At 69.3% G+C, this 17,611-nt stretch carries 15 protein-coding genes; 5 read left to right on the top strand and 10 right to left on the bottom strand.

Translation table 11 applies throughout. From position 1 onward, the window contains the following. Positions 1-15: 15 nt before the first annotated feature. Both OHB23_RS20005 and OHB23_RS20000 read right to left on the bottom strand, forming a co-directional pair. The gene (locus OHB23_RS20005; protein WP_328810242.1) at positions 16-1,359 is read right to left on the bottom strand and encodes a sensor histidine kinase; all 1,344 of its coding nucleotides are present in this window, start codon (positions 1,357-1,359) and stop codon (positions 16-18) included. After that, positions 1,356-2,063 carry a response regulator transcription factor gene (locus OHB23_RS20000; RefSeq protein ID WP_328810241.1) on the bottom strand — a complete coding sequence of 236 codons (708 nt, stop codon included), beginning with the start codon at positions 2,061-2,063 and terminating at the stop codon, positions 1,356-1,358. The genes OHB23_RS20005 and OHB23_RS20000 overlap by 4 nt, the downstream gene beginning before the upstream one ends. A gap of 232 nt (positions 2,064-2,295) precedes the next feature. Here OHB23_RS20000 and OHB23_RS19995 point away from each other — a divergent pair, with 232 nt between their 5' ends. The 3 genes from OHB23_RS19995 to OHB23_RS19985 all read left to right on the top strand — a co-directional run bounded on the left by OHB23_RS19995 (position 2,296) and on the right by OHB23_RS19985 (position 6,954). Then, positions 2,296-4,473 (top strand): glutamine synthetase III family protein, encoded by a 2,178-nt coding sequence (locus OHB23_RS19995; protein WP_328810240.1) that lies wholly within the window; start codon positions 2,296-2,298, stop codon positions 4,471-4,473. Positions 4,474-4,624: 151 nt separating this feature from the next. Next, positions 4,625-5,560 carry an esterase/lipase family protein gene (locus OHB23_RS19990; RefSeq protein WP_328810239.1) on the top strand — a complete coding sequence of 312 codons (936 nt, stop codon included), beginning with the start codon at positions 4,625-4,627 and terminating at the stop codon, positions 5,558-5,560. 38 nt (positions 5,561-5,598) lie between these two features. Then, positions 5,599-6,954: a cryptochrome/photolyase family protein gene (locus tag OHB23_RS19985; RefSeq protein ID WP_328810238.1), complete on the top strand. Its 1,356-nt coding sequence runs from the start codon at positions 5,599-5,601 to the stop codon at positions 6,952-6,954. Between the two features lie 13 nt (positions 6,955-6,967). Here the strand turns inward: OHB23_RS19985 and OHB23_RS19980 are convergent, their stop codons facing one another. Beyond that, positions 6,968-8,851 carry a propionyl-CoA synthetase gene (locus OHB23_RS19980; RefSeq protein ID WP_222627750.1) on the bottom strand — a complete coding sequence of 628 codons (1,884 nt, stop codon included), beginning with the start codon at positions 8,849-8,851 and terminating at the stop codon, positions 6,968-6,970. 42 nt (positions 8,852-8,893) lie between these two features. Between OHB23_RS19980 and OHB23_RS19975 the strand changes: the two genes are divergently transcribed. Further along, complete coding sequence (locus OHB23_RS19975) at positions 8,894-9,574, top strand: GOLPH3/VPS74 family protein (protein WP_328810237.1); 681 nt, start codon at positions 8,894-8,896, stop codon at positions 9,572-9,574. Between the two features lie 165 nt (positions 9,575-9,739). Further along, on the top strand, positions 9,740-10,270 hold the full coding sequence (locus tag OHB23_RS19970; RefSeq protein WP_027504199.1) for a CGNR zinc finger domain-containing protein: 531 nt from the start codon (positions 9,740-9,742) through the stop codon (positions 10,268-10,270). Here OHB23_RS19970 and OHB23_RS19965 read toward each other — a convergent pair. The 7 genes from OHB23_RS19965 to OHB23_RS19935 all read right to left on the bottom strand — a co-directional run bounded on the left by OHB23_RS19965 (position 10,251) and on the right by OHB23_RS19935 (position 17,578). Beyond that, the gene (locus tag OHB23_RS19965; RefSeq protein ID WP_328810236.1) at positions 10,251-11,738 is read right to left on the bottom strand and encodes a carboxyl transferase domain-containing protein; all 1,488 of its coding nucleotides are present in this window, start codon (positions 11,736-11,738) and stop codon (positions 10,251-10,253) included. The two genes, OHB23_RS19970 and OHB23_RS19965, sit on opposite strands and share 20 nt — an antisense overlap. Before the next feature lie 20 nt (positions 11,739-11,758). Further along, positions 11,759-12,979, bottom strand: coding sequence for an ABC transporter permease (locus OHB23_RS19960; protein ID WP_027504197.1), 1,221 nt, complete (start codon positions 12,977-12,979; stop codon positions 11,759-11,761). Next, entirely contained in the window at positions 12,976-13,872 is an 897-nt protein-coding gene (locus OHB23_RS19955; RefSeq protein ID WP_328810235.1) for an ABC transporter ATP-binding protein, read from the bottom strand. Before OHB23_RS19955 ends, OHB23_RS19960 begins: the two co-directional genes overlap by 4 nt. Beyond that, a complete protein-coding gene (locus tag OHB23_RS19950; protein ID WP_328810234.1) occupies positions 13,869-14,435 on the bottom strand; it encodes a hypothetical protein in 567 nt (188 codons plus the stop codon). Before OHB23_RS19950 ends, OHB23_RS19955 begins: the two co-directional genes overlap by 4 nt. Next, positions 14,432-14,719: a helix-turn-helix transcriptional regulator gene (locus OHB23_RS19945; RefSeq protein ID WP_027504195.1), complete on the bottom strand. Its 288-nt coding sequence runs from the start codon at positions 14,717-14,719 to the stop codon at positions 14,432-14,434. The genes OHB23_RS19950 and OHB23_RS19945 overlap by 4 nt, the downstream gene beginning before the upstream one ends. Positions 14,720-14,855: 136 nt before the next feature. Then, entirely contained in the window at positions 14,856-16,496 is a 1,641-nt protein-coding gene (locus OHB23_RS19940) for an ABC-F family ATP-binding cassette domain-containing protein (protein WP_328810233.1), read from the bottom strand. Then, positions 16,493-17,578 (bottom strand): NAD(P)-binding domain-containing protein, encoded by a 1,086-nt coding sequence (locus OHB23_RS19935; RefSeq protein WP_328810232.1) that lies wholly within the window; start codon positions 17,576-17,578, stop codon positions 16,493-16,495. Before OHB23_RS19935 ends, OHB23_RS19940 begins: the two co-directional genes overlap by 4 nt. Positions 17,579-17,611 lie beyond the last annotated feature (33 nt).

The following is a 17,611-nucleotide window of genomic DNA, read 5'->3' as shown; positions in this document are numbered from 1 at the left end:
GCAGATTCGACGGTCTCACGCCACGTCGAGCACCAACCTCGCACCGCCCAGTGGGCTCGCCTCCAGATGCACCGTTCCACCGTGCAGGTGAGCCTGCTGGGCGACCAGTGCGAGCCCGAGTCCGGATCCGCCCGCCGCGGCTCGTGATCCGCGCTCGAAGCGTCCGAAGACACGTTCCCGCTCGTCCTCCGGGACGCCGGACCCGTTGTCGTCCACGCTGATTCGCGCACCCGCCGCCGTGCGCGCCACGCTGATCACCACGGTCGTCGCGCCGCCGTGACGCACGGCATTGAGCACGGCGTTGTCGAGCGCCAACCGTAGTCCCGTGGGATGGCCCAGGGCGGACACCGGCCCGTCGGCCTCCACCCGCACCCGCGTCTCCGGCAACGTCCGCGCGGCGTCCCGTGCGACGAGGTCGGCGATCTCCACGACGTCCACGCCCACCCGGTCCGCGTCGGTGGTCAGCTCTCCGGTGGCCAGCCGTTCCAGCGCGGCGAGAGTCGATTCCACCCGGCCCTGCGTGCGCTGCAGGTCGTCGAGGATCTCCTGCCGCTGCTCGGCCGAGAGATCGAGCGTGCGCAGCACCTCGATGTCGGTACGCATGGCGGTCAGCGGCGTCCGCAGCTCGTGCGCCGACACGGCGGCGAAGTCGCGGGCCGTCTCGAGGGCGCTCTCGGTGCGCGCCTGGGCGTCCGACACTCGCTGCAGCATGTCGCCGACGGCGGCCGCGAGGGCGTCCGCCTCCCGCACACCCGTCGACTTGCGGGGTGGTGTCGGCGGGTCCTTCGCGACGTCGTGCGTGAGCCTCATCAACGGGCGCACGGCCCGTCCGCCGAGGATCCAGCCGAGTGCCGTCGACGCGCCGACCGCCAGAGCGCCGGCCTGCAGCACCTGCCGCTGCTGGTCGTCCGTGATGTCCTGCGCCTCCGACAACGGCACCGCGATGGACACGGTGACGTCCGTCCGGTCCGGCACCGCGGCGGTGTAGACGCGGAACGGGGTGCCGTCGACGTCGGCGGTCGCCGAACCGAGCGGCATCGCGGGGAGCTGCGGCTGAGTACTGGCCCGCACCTGATCGGTCTGCCTGATCGTGATGGCGAAGGCCTCGGACCTGCTCAGGCTCCCGAGGAACATCTCGAACGTCTGCGCACGCGGCACCACCACCTCCGATGCGGTCTCGAGCCGACGGTCGAGCTGCAGGATGTTGTTGCGGGAGATGGCCGCTGCGACGTACCAACCGACGAGCGAGACGATGATGAGGGCGCCCAGGGCGGTGGCGGCGGCCACGCGGGCGCGCAGCGAGAAGACCCGGGAGGGCCGGAGAGTTTTCATGCGCCGGGAAGGCCGGAGGAGCTTCATGAAGCCGTGCGCAGGACGAAGCCGACGCCGCGGACGGTGTGCAGGATCCGTGGCACCCCACCGCTCTCCATCTTCCGGCGCAGGTACCCGACGAAGACGTCGACGACGTTGGTGTCGGCCACGAAGTCGTACCCCCACACCAGTTCCAGGAGCCGCTCCCGGCTGAGCACCACTCCGGCGTTGTGCGCGAGGACGGCGAGGAGTTCGAACTCGCGCTTCGTGAGATCGAGGGGCCGCCCGTCGATGGTGGCGCGGTGGCCCGGCTCGTCGAGGCTCAGCGGCCCGACCACCACGGCGGCAGTGGCCGGGACGCTGGAGCCGATCGTGCCGCGGCGGCGCAGCATCGCGTTGATGCGTGCCACCAGTTCGGCGAGGACGAACGGCTTGGTCAGGTAGTCGTCGGCGCCGGACTCGAGGCCCGCGATGCGGTCGTCGACGGAACTGCGCGCGCTCAGGACGCACACCGGGACGTCGTTGCCGCGGGCGCGCAATGCGGTGACCACGCCATTGCCGTCGAGGACGGGCATGTTCATGTCCAGCACCACGACGTCCGGATCCCGTGCACCGACGAGGTCGAGAGCGGCGGCGCCGTCGCGAGCGGTGAGCACGGTGAACCCGGACAGCCGCAGTCCGCGCTCGATCGAGGCCAGCACGTCGACGTCGTCGTCCACCACGAGGACGGTGGGCTGGTCCGGAGCGGTCATCCGTCGATTGTGCCGGAACGCCCGTGGTGTGCGGTTGCGCCCCGCGCCGCGGGAGTCGACCTGTGTGCAGTGATCCGCGCTCACCGCGGATCACTGCACACAACCGGCCGGGCCGGGAACGATCGCGGTGGTCACGTCTGCGCAATCTTCCCGGAACAGAGCGTCTCTATCGTCTCTCGAAGCCGTCGGTGCATCCAGCGCGGTCGGGGTCGAGCATGCAAGGGGTATCACGATGAGCGCGAACACGGTCCGTCTCCAGGCTCTGCGAGCGGTCGAGGCGTACCAGCCTCCCGCCGTCAGCTACACCGACACGGAGACTCCGGGTCAGGTCTTCGGCGAGAACGTGTTCAACCGCGTGGTGATGCAGAAGCGCCTGCCGAAGTCGGTCTACAAGTCGGTGATGAAGACGATCGAGCACGGTGCGCCGCTCGATCCGATGGTGGCCGACGCGGTGGCGTCCGCGATGAAGGACTGGGCCATCGAGAAGGGTGCGACGCACTACGCGCACGTGTTCTACCCGCTGACGGGTCTGACGGCGGAGAAGCATGACAGTTTCCTCGAGCCGGTGTCGGACGGTTCCGCGTTGGCGGAGTTCGCCGGCAAGACGCTGATCCAGGGCGAACCCGACGCGTCGAGTTTCCCGAACGGCGGTCTGCGCAACACTTTCGAGGCGCGTGGTTACACGGGGTGGGACGTCACCAGCCCGGCGTACGTCCTCGAGAATCCGAACGGCAACACGCTGTGCATCCCGACGGTGTTCGTGTCGATGACCGGTGAGGCACTGGACCACAAGACGGGTCTGCTGCGCTCCCAGCAGGCGATGGGCCGGCACGCCGAGCGCATCCTGACGCTCTTCGGACACGAGGATCCCGAGCACGTCGTGTCCTTCTGCGGACCGGAGCAGGAGTACTTCCTCGTCGACCGGCACTTCTTCCTGGCGCGTCCGGATCTGCTCAACGCGGGGCGCACCCTGTTCGGTGCGAAGCCGCCCAAGGGCCAGGAGTTCGACGACCACTATTTCGGCGCGATTCCCGAACGCGTCCTGGGCTTCATGATGGACACCGAGCGCGAACTGTTCAAGCTCGGCATCCCGGCCAAGACCCGGCACAACGAGGTGGCGCCCGGACAGTTCGAGATCGCGCCGATGTTCGAGCGCGGCAACATCGCCGCGGATCACCAGCAACTGCTCATGACGACGTTCAAGACCATCGCCAAGAAGCACGGCATGGAGATCCTGTTCCACGAGAAGCCGTTCGAGGGCGTCAACGGGTCGGGTAAGCACGTCAACTTCTCGTTGGGCAACTCCGAGCTCGGCAGCCTCCTGGTCCCGGGGGACACCCCGCACGACAACGCACAGTTCCTCGTCTTCTGTGCTGCGGTGATCCGCGCGGTGCACAAGTACGCCGGGCTGCTGCGTGCATCGGTGGCGTCGGCCACGAACGATCACCGACTCGGCGCGAACGAGGCTCCGCCGGCCATCATCTCGATCTTCCTGGGTGACCAGCTCGCCGACGTCTTCGACCAGATCGCCAAGGGCGCGGCGACGTCCTCGAAGGGCAAGGGCACCATGATGATCGGGGCGGACACGCTACCCGTGCTGCCCACCGATCCGGGCGACCGCAACCGTACGAGCCCGTTCGCGTTCACCGGCAACCGATTCGAGTTCCGCGCCCCGGGGTCGATGCAGACGGTGAACGAGCCGATGGTCGTCATCAACACGATCATGGCCGAGTCGCTCGACCACATGGCCACCGAGCTCGAGACGGCGGTCGCGGACGGCGTCGACTTCGACACTGCCGTCCAGAATCTGTTGACGCAGATCATCACCGACCACGGGGCCGTCGTCTTCAACGGTGACGGGTACTCGGAGAACTGGCCCATCGAGGCGGAGGCGCGGGGTCTCGCCAACCTGCGCACGACTCTGGACGCATTGCCGGAGCTCATCACCGACGACGCACTGGCCCTCTTCTCGAAGTACGACGTGTTCAACTCGCGAGAGATGCACAGCCGCTACGAGATCGGGCTCGAGCAGTACGCACTCACCATCGGTGTGGAGGCTCGGTTGACGCTCGAGATGGGCACCACCATCGTGCTGCCGGCGGCAGTGCGGTACCAGACGGAGGTCGCCCAGAACCTGGCCGCGCTGCAGGCGGTGGGCGTGGAGATCGACAGGGCACCGCTGGACACCGTGTCCGTGCCGCTCGCGGCTCTGCGGGCCGGGCTGGCGACGCTGAAGGGCGCGCTGGACGCCGACACCGGGCACGACGCGCTCGGCGAGGCGACCCACGCCAGGGACGCACTCCTTCCGGCCATGGCGGAGGTGCGGGCGGCGGCCGATCAGCTCGAGGACATCGTCGCCGACGACCTGTGGCCGCTGCCGACCTACCAGGAGATGTTGTTCGTCCTGTGATGCACGCGGCGCGCTGGTGACATTCACTCGAGGCGTGCCGAATGTCCGTTTTCCGTGCGGCACCACCTCCGGCGGGCGGTAGCTTCCCCGTCGGGGGTGATGCGGCATGGGGTCGTCGGGATCAGGATCGTCAGGGTGGAATGCAGGGTCGTTGTTCGCGCTACCGGTTCGGGTCGGGTTGGTCCTGACCGCGGTGGCGGCGACGGTGGTGGTCAGCGCCGTCACGGCGGTCGCAGCGCCCGCCGACCCGGCCGTCGGCTCCACCTACGCGTGCAGCGGCGACGTCGCGGGTGCGGCGGAGGACCCTGTGGTGTTGGTGCACGGCACTTGGACGAACAGTGTCGAGGACTTCGGCGCGGTGCTCGAACCGTGGCTCACGCAGACCGGTCGACCGTTCTGCACGGTGGAACTACCTCGGCGTGCGACGGTCGACGTGCAGATCAGCACCCGCTTCGTCGTGGACGCCGTGCTGCGCACCGCGAACACCCGCGGTGGCCCGGTCGATCTGGTCGGCCACAGCCAGGGCGGAACTCTCGCGGCGTGGGCGGTGAAGTCCGATCCCGAGGTCGCCGCGGTGGTGGACGACGTGGTCGGGCTCGCTCCGGTGGGTGCTCCGCAGGACACCGATGCGGTGTGCGCGGCGCTGGGCGGCTGTGCGGCGCCCATCTGGCAGTTCTCGGAGGGTTCCGACTTCATGGCCGCACTGACGTCGACGCCGTTCCCGGCGGGCACGTCGGCCACCACGATCTCGACGGCGTTCGACGAGCTGGTGCGACCGGCCCCGGCCGCCGGCGCGATGGCCGGGGCGTCGAACCTGGTGATCCAGGACGTCTGCCCCCTGAAGTACGTCTCCCACGTCCTGCTTCCGTCGGACGCCACGGCGATCGCGATGCTGGCCGACGCGTTGGACAACGACGGCCCGGCCGTCGAGTCGAGGGTGGGCACGCAGAGTTGTCTCCAACTCGCTCCGCCCGGAACCGATCCGCTCGGCCCGCTGCTTACCGCGCCCACCGCCATCGCCGGCCTGGTGGACGCGCAGATCCAGACGCAGATGCTACCGGCCGAGCCGGCCTACACCGGACCCTGACGTTCGGCCGGGGCGCGGAACGGGTACGAACGTTTGTCATGAGCTCTTCTGCACCCTCCGTCCTGTGGTTCCGCCGCGACCTGCGCCTCGGTGACCACCCGGCACTGGCCCACGCCGCCGAGGACGGCCGGGACGTGCTGGCGCTGTTCGTGCTCGACGATCACCTCCTCGGCCCGTCGGGTGCCGCGCGCCGCGACGTGCTGTTCCGGTCGTTGACAGCGCTGGACGACCAGCTCGGCGGCCGCCTGATGGTGGTGAAGGGCGATCCGGTGGCTGCGGTTCCGGCCGTGGCGAAGGCCGTGGGAGCAGACGCCGTGCACGTGAGCGAGGACTACGGTCCGTACGGTCGACGCCGCGACGACGCCGTCGCCGAGAAGGTCGACCTGGTGCGGACGGGGTCGCCGTACGCGGTGTCGCCCGGCCGCATCGTCAAGGACGACGGCGAGGGTTTCAAGGTCTTCACGCCGTTCTACCGCCGCTGGCAGGACCACGGCTGGCGCGGCCCCGCCGACACCTCCGCGTCGTCGGCGTCGTGGATCGATCCGGACGACGTGTCGGGCGGCCGCACGCGAGTGACCATTCCGACGGAGGAGACCCGTGCGGACGTCGAGGCCGGCGAGCAGGCGGCGCTGTCCTCGTGGGCGGACTTCCGCGACGACCGTGCGACCGGGTACGACGACGAGCGCAACCGTCCGGACAAGGACAGCACCAGCCGGATGTCGGTGCACCTGAAGTACGGGACCATCCATCCGCGCACCATGCTGGCCGATCTGGCCTCACTGAAGAACGACGGCTCGGAGGCGTACCGACGCGAGTTGTGCTTCCGAGACTTCTACGCCGACATCCTCTTTCGCCGACCGGACAGCGCTCGGGAGAACTACGACAAGAGGTTCGACAAGATCGAGCTCGACTCCGGGCCGCACGCGGACGAGCTCTTCCAGGCGTGGTGCGACGGCACGACGGGCTTCCCCATCGTCGACGCGGGCATGCGCCAACTGGTCTCGGAGAACTGGATGCACAACAGGGTGCGGATGATCGTCGCATCCTTCCTGGTGAAGGACCTGCACCTGCCGTGGTGGCGGGGTGCACGCTTCTTCCTGCAGCACCTGATGGACGGCGACATCGCCAGCAACCAGCACGGGTGGCAGTGGACCGCGGGCACGGGAACCGATGCGTCGCCGTACTTCCGGGTGTTCAACCCCACGACGCAGGGCGAGAAGTTCGACCCGAACGGCGACTACGTGCGTCGCTGGGTTCCCGAACTCCGCGGTGTCGAGGGCAAGGCCGTGCACGCCCTGAAGAACGGACGGCCGGAGGACTATCCCGAGCCGATCGTCGACCACAAGCACGAGCGCGAGGAAGCGCTCCGACGCTTCGGCGCGCTCAAGTCTTGACTGTGCAGTCCCTTCAGGGCCTGAAGAGGGCCGCCAGGGCGTCGAGCACGGACGCGTCCTCGATGGTCGACGGCACCACCACCTCGTCGCCGTCGACCATCTGGCGCATCGTCTTGCGCAGGATCTTGCCCGAGCGTGTCTTGGGCAACGCCTGTACGACGGTCACGTCACGGAACGTGGCAACGGCGCCGATGTCCTCGCGAACGGCCGCGACGAGTTCGGAGCGCAGGGTGTCGTCGTCGATGTCCACGCCGGTCTTGAGCACGACGTAGGCGCTGGGGCGTTGACCCTTCGTCTCGTCGTGGATGCCGATCACGGCGCACTCGGCGACGGCAGGGTGGGCGCCGACGACGGCTTCGATACTGCCCGTGGACAATCGGTGCCCCGCGACGTTGATGACGTCGTCGGTGCGCCCCAGGACGTAGACGTAGCCGTCCTCGTCGACGTAGCCCGAATCGCCGGTGAGGTAGTACCCGTCGAACGCGGCGAGATACGACGACAGGAACCGGTCGTCGTCCTGCCAGAGTCCGGCGAGTGTGCCGGGCGGCAGGGGAAGTTCGAGCACGATGTTGCCCTCGGTGCCGGCGGGTACCTCGGCCCCCGAACCGTCGACGATGCCGACGTGGAACCCGGGCACCGGCACCGTCGGTGAGCCCGACTTCAGCGGCATCGGTTCCAGCCCGCGGAGATTCGCGCAGATAGCCCACCCCGTCTCGGTCTGCCACCAGTGGTCGACCACCGGTCGGTCCAGGATGCGGGACGCCCACGCGAAGGTGTCCGGATCCAGGCGCTCGCCGGCGACGAACAGGGTTTCCAGGGACGACACGTCGTGATCGCGCAGCAGCGCGGCCTCCGGATCGACCTTGCGTACGGCGCGCAGTGCCGTGGGCGCCGTGAACAGCGCACGCACCCCGTACTCCTCGATCACTCGCCAGAACGCGCCCGCGTCGGGGGTGCCGACGGGCTTGCCCTCGTACAGCACCGTCGTCGCTCCGGCCAGCAACGGGCCGTAGACGATGTAGCTGTGGCCGACCACCCAGCCCACGTCCGAGGCGGTCCACATGACCTGGCCGGGTCCGACGTCATAGATGTTGGTCATCGACCAGCGCAGCGCGACGGCGTGTCCGCCGTTGTCCCGGACGACGCCCTTCGGCTTCCCGGTGGTGCCCGACGTGTAGAGGATGTAGAGCGGATCGGTCGCCGCGACCGACACGGGATCCGCGGGGGTCGCGGCGTCGAGTTCCCGATGGAAGTCCAGCCAGTCGCCAGGCGCCTCGATGTCGATCTCCGGTCGGCGCGTGAGGAAGACCGCACGCGGGGACGACGTCGACATGGCGAGGGCCGCGGCGACGGGTGTCACGTAGTCGACGGTGCGTCCGGGTTCGAGACCACCAGTGGCGGTCACGATCGCGACGGGATCCGCGTCGTCGATGCGCGCGGCCAGTTCCTTCGCGGCGAACCCGCCGAACACCACCGAGTGGACCGCACCGAGGCGCGCACAGGCGAGCATCGCGACGACGGCCTCCGGGATCATCGGCATGTAGAGCACGACGCGATCACCCGCACCGACGCCGCGAGCGGCGAGCGCCCCCGCGAAGCGGGACACCCGGTCGAGGAGTTCGGAGTAGGTGAACGACACGCGCGCGCCCGTCATGGCGGAATCGTGGATCAGCGCGGTCCGATCGCCGGCACCGGCCGCGACGTGGCGGTCGAGCGCGTTGACGCACGTGTTCAGTCGACCGTCCGGGAACCAGCGGTGGAAGGGTGCGTTCGACGAGTCCAGGGCGATGGTCGGCGCGACGTCCCAGTCGATCGCCCGCGCCGCCTCGAGCCAGAAGGCGTCGGGGTCGGCGGCAGCGGCGTCGTAGGCCTGGCGGTAGGCGCCCGATTCGGTCATGAGCCGACTGTAATCTCGGCCGCACTTCCGTAAGGTCGAGACATGACCCTGATTGCCGAGGATCTGCTGCTTCTTCTGCTGGACGACGGAACGGGCAAGCCCGTCGTCGACAGCACCAAGCTGCCGCGGGTGCTCGCCGGCGCGGTGATTCTCGAGCTCGCGATGGACGGCACCGTGTCGGTGGCCGGCGACAACGAGACGACGAAGAAGGGCCGGCTCGCGGTGTCCGGCGCTCGAACGGTGTCGGATCCGGTACTCGAGCGGGCCGTGGAGGCGATCGAGACGGCCAAACGTCCGATGACGCCGAAGTCGGCCGTCGAGAAGTTGCACAAGGACATTCGCGAGCAGGTGGTCGCCCGCGTCGTCGAGCGGGGGTTCGTCGGCGAGGAGAAGGGCACGGTCCTGGGGCTGTTCCCCACCACCACGTGGCCGACGCTCGATTCGTCGCACGAGGACCGGGTCCGCGAGACGCTGCACTCCGTCCTGATCGACGGTCTCGATCCGGATGCGCGGATGTCCGCGGTGGTGGCGTTGCTGTCGGCGATCGACGCGACGCACAAGGTCTTTCCCGATGCGGACAAGCGCGCGGTGAAGAACCGTGCCAAGGACATCGCGCAGGGGGAGTGGGCGAGCGATGCCGTGCGCAAGGCGGTGCAGGACGTCTACACCGCGGTCACCGTGGCGGTGATGGTTCCCGTCATGGCCGGTACGTCGGGGAGCTGATCCCGACCGCTTCCTGGACCGGGGTCTCCCGGGTGACGCGGTGCCGTCCGCAGTGGCACCGGTGATAGACGACGGTGCCCTCGCTGGTGCGGTGGCGGGACTCGACCGTCCATAGATGCAGACATTCCACGGTGCTCATGACGACGAGTCTGCTGTAATGGTCTTGTGCACCTCAACCCTTACGGAGAATATGCGGTCCGGCTGGCCGTCGACATCGTGAACTCGCCCCCGACCGATGCGGTGGAGTTCGAGAGTCGGTGCCTCGAGGCGGGCATGTCCGACGACACGGTGGCCATGCACACCGATCTGGCTCGGGCGGAGGTGTTCTTCGAGGAGTGGCTCGGCGTGGTCGACGCGCCGACGCACGAGCAACGGGCGCTCGCACTGAACGCGTTGCTCGCGCAGACCTCGGCATACCCGAGGTTGACGAACCACGCCGACGACGGCTGGCACCTGCACTACCGGGATCCGGATCTGCCGCTCGCGGACGTCGTGCGCGCGCTGGTGAGCGTCGGTACCGCGCTGCATCTGGTGGGCCGCGGCATGCACCGTCTCGGTCGGTGTTCGGCGGACGACTGCGACCGTGTCTACGCCGACTTCTCCCGTACCGGTCGCCAACGGTACTGCGGCACGGCCTGTTCCAACCGCGACGCGGTCCGGCGGCACCGCGCGAAGGCTACTGCCCCAGCGTCCTGAACCGACGCAGTCGCTCGGACTGTCGGACGCCCGGGTCGAGGGCGGTGACGGTGTCGAGTTCGCGGGCGATCGCGGTCCCGAGGCGACCCATGAACCGGTGCGGTTCGTCGGCGGCATCCGGGTCCTCGGGCACGATGGTGTCGACGATCCGGGCCGACCGGAGGTCGACGGGCCGGATGCCCTGCGCCTCGGCCATCGCGGGCGCGTGTGCGGTGTCGCGGTGCACGATGGCACTCGCCCCTTCCGGCGGGAGCGGCGCCAGCCACGCGTGCTGCGCGGCCACGACGCGGTCGGCGGGAAGCAGTGCGAGCGCGCCGCCGCCGGTGCCCTGCCCCAGCAGGACCGACACGGTGGGAGTGCGCAGCGTGATCAGCGTCGAGATGCAGCGCGCGATTCCGGGAGCCAACCCGTGCTCCTCGGCCTCACGTGAGAGCGATGCGCCGAGCGTGTCGATCACCAGGACCAGCGGCAGGCCCAATTGCTCCGCGAGACGCATGCCGCGCAACGCTTCTCGGAGAGCGCCCGGACCCATCGTGTTCTCCGGCGTCTGCCCGGTGCGATCCTGCCCGAACAGGACGCACGATCGTCCGCGGAACCGGGTGAGGGACAGGGTCACGGTGGAGTCGAAGTCGCCGCGCCCCGTGCCGCTCAGCGGGATGTGATGAGAGACGTTCGCCGCCAGCAGCTCTCGCACACCGGGGCGGTCGTCGCGGCGACTCAGCAGGACCGAGTGCCATGCCGACACGGAGGTGTCCGTACCCTCGTCGGACGGTTCCGCGTACTCGGGGGTCGCCTCCGGCTCGTCCTGCAGAACCACCAGGGCCCGTTCGAGGACGCCGCGGACATCGGCGAGAGGGACGACCGCGTCGATCACGCCGCAGCGGAACAGGTTCTCGGCCGTCTGCACGCCCTCGGGGAAGTCCTGGCCGTAGAGGGCCTGGTAGACCCGCGGTCCGAGGAACCCGATGAGGGCACCGGGTTCGGCGAACGTGACGTGGCCGAGCGATCCCCACGACGCGAACACGCCGCCCGTCGTGGGGTGCCGGAGATGGACGAGGTAGGGCAGGCCGACGTCCTTGTGCAGGGTCACCGCCGCGGCGATCTTCACCATCTGCACGAACGCCGCGGTGCCCTCCTGCATGCGCGTGCCGCCGGAAGTGGGGGACGCGATCAGCGGAAGCCGCTCCGCCGTGGCGCGTTCCACGGCCAGGGTGATGCGCTCCGCCGCGGCCACACCGATGGATCCGGCGAGGAACGCGAACTCGCACACCACCACGGCGACGCGCCGCCCGCCGACGGTGCCCGCACCCGTCAGGACCGCCTCGTCCACTCCGCTCCGGATTCGTGCGCGCTCGAGGTCGGCGAGGTACTGCTCGTCCGCCGCGACGACGAGCGGTGCCCGATCCCACGAGAGGAACGTCCCGGGATCGAGCACCGCGTCGAGGAACTGCTGCGCCGTGGTCGTCATGCGCTCAGTATGGCGTGCGATCAGGCGCGCCCGAGCGCCTCCTTCCAGGACACCGTGCGGCCGATGCGCAGGATGGAGCGCTGGTAGATCTTGGCCGCGACGACGGCGAGAACCAGGGTGGCGACGATCATCAGCACGATGGTGCCCACGATCTGGATCGGGTCCGCGACGCCCGCCGCGATGCGCAGCGGCATGAGGATGGCGGAGAACGGGGGAATCCACGACAGGACGGTCGGCAGTGTCGCTCCCGGGTCGTCGATGGACGAGAACGCCGCGAAGAACATCGCCAGGATCACGATCAGCAGCGGCATGGTCGTCGAGTTGACGTCCTCCTGGCGCGACACCATGGAGCCGCCGGCGGCGTAGAGCACCGCGAAGAACGCGAAGCCCAGCACGAACCAGCCGATGGTGGAGACGAAGACGCTGACGGCGGTACCGGTGACCGTGAGCGTGCCTGTGGCCGTGCCCGCGATGAGGCCGGCGGCGCCGTACGCGGTGAGCTGCACCAGTCCGACCACACCGATGCCGATCACCTTGCCCCACAGCAGCTGCAGCGGGCGCACGGTGGAGAGCAGCAGTTCGACGACCCGGGACGACTTCTCCTCCACGACACCCATCGCGACGTACATGCCGAAAGTGATGATCTGGGCGTACAGCAGGATGACGGCGATGAAACTCAGCGCGAGTCGTTGACCCTGTGCGGGATCGGGCGGATCGACGGCCTCGACCGTGACCGTGGCGGCGCTCGTCGCCGAGGTGACGGTGGCGGGATCGACTCCCAGCCCGGTGAGGGCGTCGTTCTGCGCCTGCGCGGCGACCGCGCTGTCGATGACGGCCTTCAGGGTGCCGTCGACGGTGTCCTCGGTGACGGCCGTGTACGCGCCGCCGGTCCCGGGGACGAGCGCCACGTCCACGTCGCCGTCGGTGACCTGCGTGCGAGCCTCGTCCGCCGAGCCGATCTCGCGGACCTCGACGGGAGCGCCGAGTTGATCGCCCACCGCGGTGAGGGTCTGGGACAGGCTTTGGTCACCGACCAGCCCGAGGGGCGTCCGGTCCTCGGAGTCGCTGCCGCCGGAGAAGATCGAGAACGCGACGATGCCGCCGACGATGACCAGCAGCACGATGGCGTTGGAGATCAGGAAGCTCTTCTTCCGCACCTGGACGTCGAACTCGCGCCGGGCGACGAGCGCGATGGCTCGTCCCGCCGAGAGCGGTGATCGGGTGGTCGACTTCTCGCTCATGCCACTACCTCTCGGTACAGGTCGGTCAGGGACGGTGTGCTGCGGGCGAACTCGTGCACGGGTCCGGTGGCGAGCGCTGCGCCGAGCACCGCCTGGTCGTCCGCCTCGGGCGCCAACGACAGGCTGGTGCGCCCGTCGGAGTGCGACACGGTGGTGACCCCGGTCAGCGCGTCGGCCCAGCCGGCGGGAGCGGCCGGGGCGTGCACCTCGAGGGTGGTGCCGGACTTGCCGCGCAGTTCGTCGACGTTGCCCACGGCCTTCATCCGGCCGGAACCGATGATGCCGACCCGATCGCACAGGCGCTGCACCAGATCGAGCTGGTGGCTCGAGAACAGCACGGGGACACCGGTGCGGGCCTTCTCGAGAAGCACCTCGCTCATGGTGTCGACGGCCACGGGGTCGAGACCCGAGAAGGGTTCGTCCAGCACCAGGACGGCGGGATCGTGAATCAGGGCTGCGGCCAACTGGACTCGCTGCTGGTTTCCCAGTGACAGTGAATCGACCGTGTCGTTCACCCGGCCGTCGATGCCGAGGCGCTCGGTCCAGGTCGCGACCGCGGCGGAGGCGTCGGACGTGGACAGCCCGTGCAGCTCGGCCAGGTACTTCAGCTGCGCCCCCACCTTCATCTTCGGGTACAGCCCACGCTCCTCCGGCATGTACCCGATGGTGCGGCGCACGTTCAGGTCGATGGGCTGCCCGTTCAGGCGTGCCTCTCCCGAATCGGCTCCCAGCACGCCGAGGGTGATGCGCATCGTCGTGGTCTTGCCGGCACCGTTGCTGCCGACGAACCCGAACACCTCGCCGGGATTCACGGTGAACCCGACGCCGTCGAGTGCGACGGTCTCGCCGTATCTCTTGTGCAGGTCGTCGATCTCGAGAGTCGAGCCGCTCATGCTGATCCTTTCTCGGGGGAGTGTGTTGTGGGAGTGGGGAATTCGTCCGGTTCGTCGACCGGCGCCGTCCAGGCGAGGATGATGCCGGGAGAGCAGATCCCGACAAGTAGACCACTCAGTATGATGAATCCGCCACCGAGTGCCAGTCGGGGATCGTCGGTGAAGGTGGTCGCCCACACCAGTGCGAGCGCCGGAACCGTCACCGCGCCCTGGGTGATCGCGAACCCGATCGAGCGAGCCGCGTTGCGACGTTCCAGGTCCCACTCGTCGAGCGCATCGGCGGGAGCATCGCTGCGGCGGCCGGTGACGATCTGCAGCGTCGTCCACGACACGCTCATGAGGATCGCGCCGGGAAGCCAGGTGAGCGGCGCCCACTCGGGCCCGACGAGAATGAAGATCGACGATGCCGCGAGCGCGACGAGCGAGGCGACGAGAATCCACACCAGCAGCCGGCGCCGTGACCTGGTGCGCCAGCCGGGGAGGTAGTGCGCGTACCGCGCCTCGTTCTGCAGGTATCGACGGGTGCGGAACGCCTGATAGCGGTCCAGAACGGTGTCACTCATCGTGGTGTCCCTTCCTCGGGCTGGGTGCGTCGGTAGACCTCCGTGGACAGCGGCGCGAACTCGGTACGCGAGAACACCGCCTCGACCGGCAGCCCGAACACGTCGCAGATGCGCATCGCGAGATCGAGGCTCGGGTAGTGGTCGCCGCGTTCGAGTGCGCCGACCGTCTGCGGGTTGACCTCGACGAGTTCCGCGAGCTGGGCGCGGGTCATCCGACGCTCGGCGCGCAGCACACCGATGCGGTTGTGGATAGGGAGCGTGGTCCCGCGTTTGACCGGACTCATATATCGAAGTGTTGTATAAACCCAACGATGTGTCAATACCGTAGGCAGCGCTGTTCGGGCGAGCGCGCGCTGAACCACACGATCGTGCGTGATCCTGCCGATCGGCAGGAACTGCGACGATCGGGTGGGGAAATCCTCAGTCCTGGTGCAGAACGCCCTGCGCGACGGTCCACCGGCGCGTGCTGCGCACCGAGTCGAGCATCCGCCGGTCGTGGGTGACCAGGAGCATCGTTCCCTCGTAGGTCTCCAGTGCCGATTCGAGCTGCTCGATGGCGGGGACGTCGAGGTGGTTGGTGGGCTCGTCGAGCACGAGCAGGTTCACCCCTCGGGCCTGCAGCAGCGCGAGTCCCGCTCGGGTGCGCTCGCCGGGGGACAGGGATGCCGACGGCCGCAGGGCGGCCTGTCCGCGGAGACCGAACTTCGCCAGGAGTGTGCGGACGTCGGCGTCCGGCCAGTCCGGAACGGAGGCTGCCAGCGCGTCGGCGACCGAGTCGGGTCCGTCGAAAGCCGAACGGGCCTGGTCCATCTCGCCGATCTCGACTCCGGAGCCGATGCTCACGGATCCACTGGTCGGCGTGATGCGGCCCAGCAGCAGGTGCAGCAGGGTGGTCTTGCCCGAGCCGTTGGCGCCGGTGACGACGATGCGGTCCCCGGCGTCGATCTGTGCCGTCACCGGCCCGAGCCGGAACGCCCCCCGCTCCACGACGGCGGAGTTCACGGAGACCACGACGCTGCCGCTGCGGGGCGCCGCCGCGATCTCCATGCGCAGTTCCCACTCCTTGCGCGGCTCCTCGACGACGTCGAGCCGTTCGATGCGTCGCTGGGTCTGGCGCGCCTTCGCGGCTTGCTTCTCCGTCGATTCGGCGCGGACCTTCCGGCTCGCCTTGTCGTTGTCCTTGCTCTTGCGTCGAGCGTTCCGCACGCCGTGCTCGAGCCAGTTCCGTTGCATCCGAGCGCGATCCTCGAGCCCGGACCTGGTGTCGGCGTACTGCTCGAACTCTTCCCGTGCGTGACGACGCGCCACGTCGCGCTCGACGAGGTAGGCCTCGTACCCGCCGTCGTAGACCGCTATCTGCTGCTGCGCCAGGTCCAGCTCGACGATGCCGGTGACGGTGCGCGCCAGGAACTCACGATCGTGACTGACGATCATCACGGCGCACTGGGTACTCGTCACGAAGTTCTCGAGCTGGTCCAGTCCCGCGAGATCCAGATCGTTGGTGGGCTCGTCGAGAAGCAGGACGTCATAGCGCGCCAACAGGATTCCCGCGAGTGATGCGCGGGCCGCCTGCCCACCGGACAGGGCGGACATCTCGGTGTCGAGCGCCGCGTCCAGGCCCAGGCCGGCGAGCACCGACTCGGCTCGCTCGGGCAGATCGGCGCCGCCGAGCGCCAACCACCGCTCCAGTGCCGGTGTGTAGAGATCGTCCGACGCGCTCGCGTCGCCGAGCGTCTCCGCCGCCGCGTTCATCGCGTCCTCGGCCGCGCGCACTCCGGTGCGGCGCTGCAGGAACATCTCGACGGTCTCACCGGGAACGCGGGAGACCTCCTGCGCCAGGTGGCCGACGGTGGCGTCCGACGGGGTGAGCGTGACCGTGCCGTCGTGGTCGACCCCGGTCGCCGTGCCCGCCAGCAGGCCGAGCAGCGTCGACTTGCCGGCGCCGTTCGCGCCGACCAGCCCGACGACGTCGCCGGGTCCGAGGGTGAGGTCGAGACCGTCGAACAGCGTGCGCTCGCCGCGATAGGCGGACAGGTCGTCGACACGGACCACGGCACTCACGTCTCGCCCAGCTCCTGAAGTAGTTCCCGCACGGCCGTGCGTCCCGCACGGTTGGCGCCGATGGTGCTGGCCGACGGACCGTATCCGATCAGATGGACGGTGGGCCGCGCGGCCACTCGAGTGGCCGACGCGCCGGTCATCGTGATGCCGCCGCCCGGCCCGCGCAGTCGGAGCGGCGCGAGGTGATCGAGCGCGCTGCGAAACCCGGTGGCCCACAGGATGACGTCCGCCCGGGTGGCGGTGCCGTCGTCCCACCGCACTCCGTCGGGTGTGACCTCCGCGAACATGGGCCGCCGTACCAGGACGCCGCGATCGCGGGCCTCGCACAAGCTGGGGGTGAGGATCAGACCGGTCACCGACACCACCGATCCCGGCGGCAGTCCGCGGCGCACCCGATCCTCGACCTGCGCGACGGCAGCGCGGCCCACCTCGGGTGTGAAGTCCCGCTCGAGGAAGACGGGCTCGCGGCGGGTCACCCACGTCGTGGTGGTCACGCGCGAGATCTCGTCGAGCAACTGCACCGCGGAGATCCCGCCTCCGACGACGACGACGTGCTCGCCGCGGAACTCCTCCGCCGAGGTGTAGTCGCGCGTGTGCAGTTGGCGCCCCGTGAACGTCTCCATGCCGGGGTAGCGCGGGACGAACGGGTGCTCCCAGGTGCCGGTGCAGTTGATCAAGCCCCGTGCGTGGACGTCGCCCTGCTCGGCCTCCACCCGGTACCGCATCGTCGTCTCGTCCCGGTCGCAGACGACCGACACCCGTCCCGGCCGCCGCACGGGCAGCGCGAAGTGCTTCTCGTACGCCGCGTAGTACTCGGGCACCGCCGACGACGCGGGCACGTGAGCGGGGTCGACGTCGGGTGCCAGCGTGTCCGCGAAGGCCATGCCCGGGAGGTCGTGCACGCCGTTGACGGTCTCGAGGGTCAGGGAGGGCCAGCGGAACTGCCACGCCCCACCGGGAGCCGGCGCACCGTCGAGCACGACGTAGTCGTCCCATGCCCGCAGCCCCGCTCGCTGCAGGAAATAGGCCGCGGACAGACCGGCCTGCCCGGCACCGATCACTGCGACGTCGACGTGTTGCACCCGTCCAGTACACCAGTCAGGGCTCCGCACCCG

The sequence above is a fragment of the Rhodococcus sp. NBC_00294 genome (assembly GCF_036163995.1).
GTDB lineage: Bacteria > Actinomycetota > Actinomycetes > Mycobacteriales > Mycobacteriaceae > Rhodococcoides.
The sequence above is the reverse complement of the archived record's forward strand: the minus strand, read 5'-3'. Positions and strand labels throughout refer to the sequence as shown.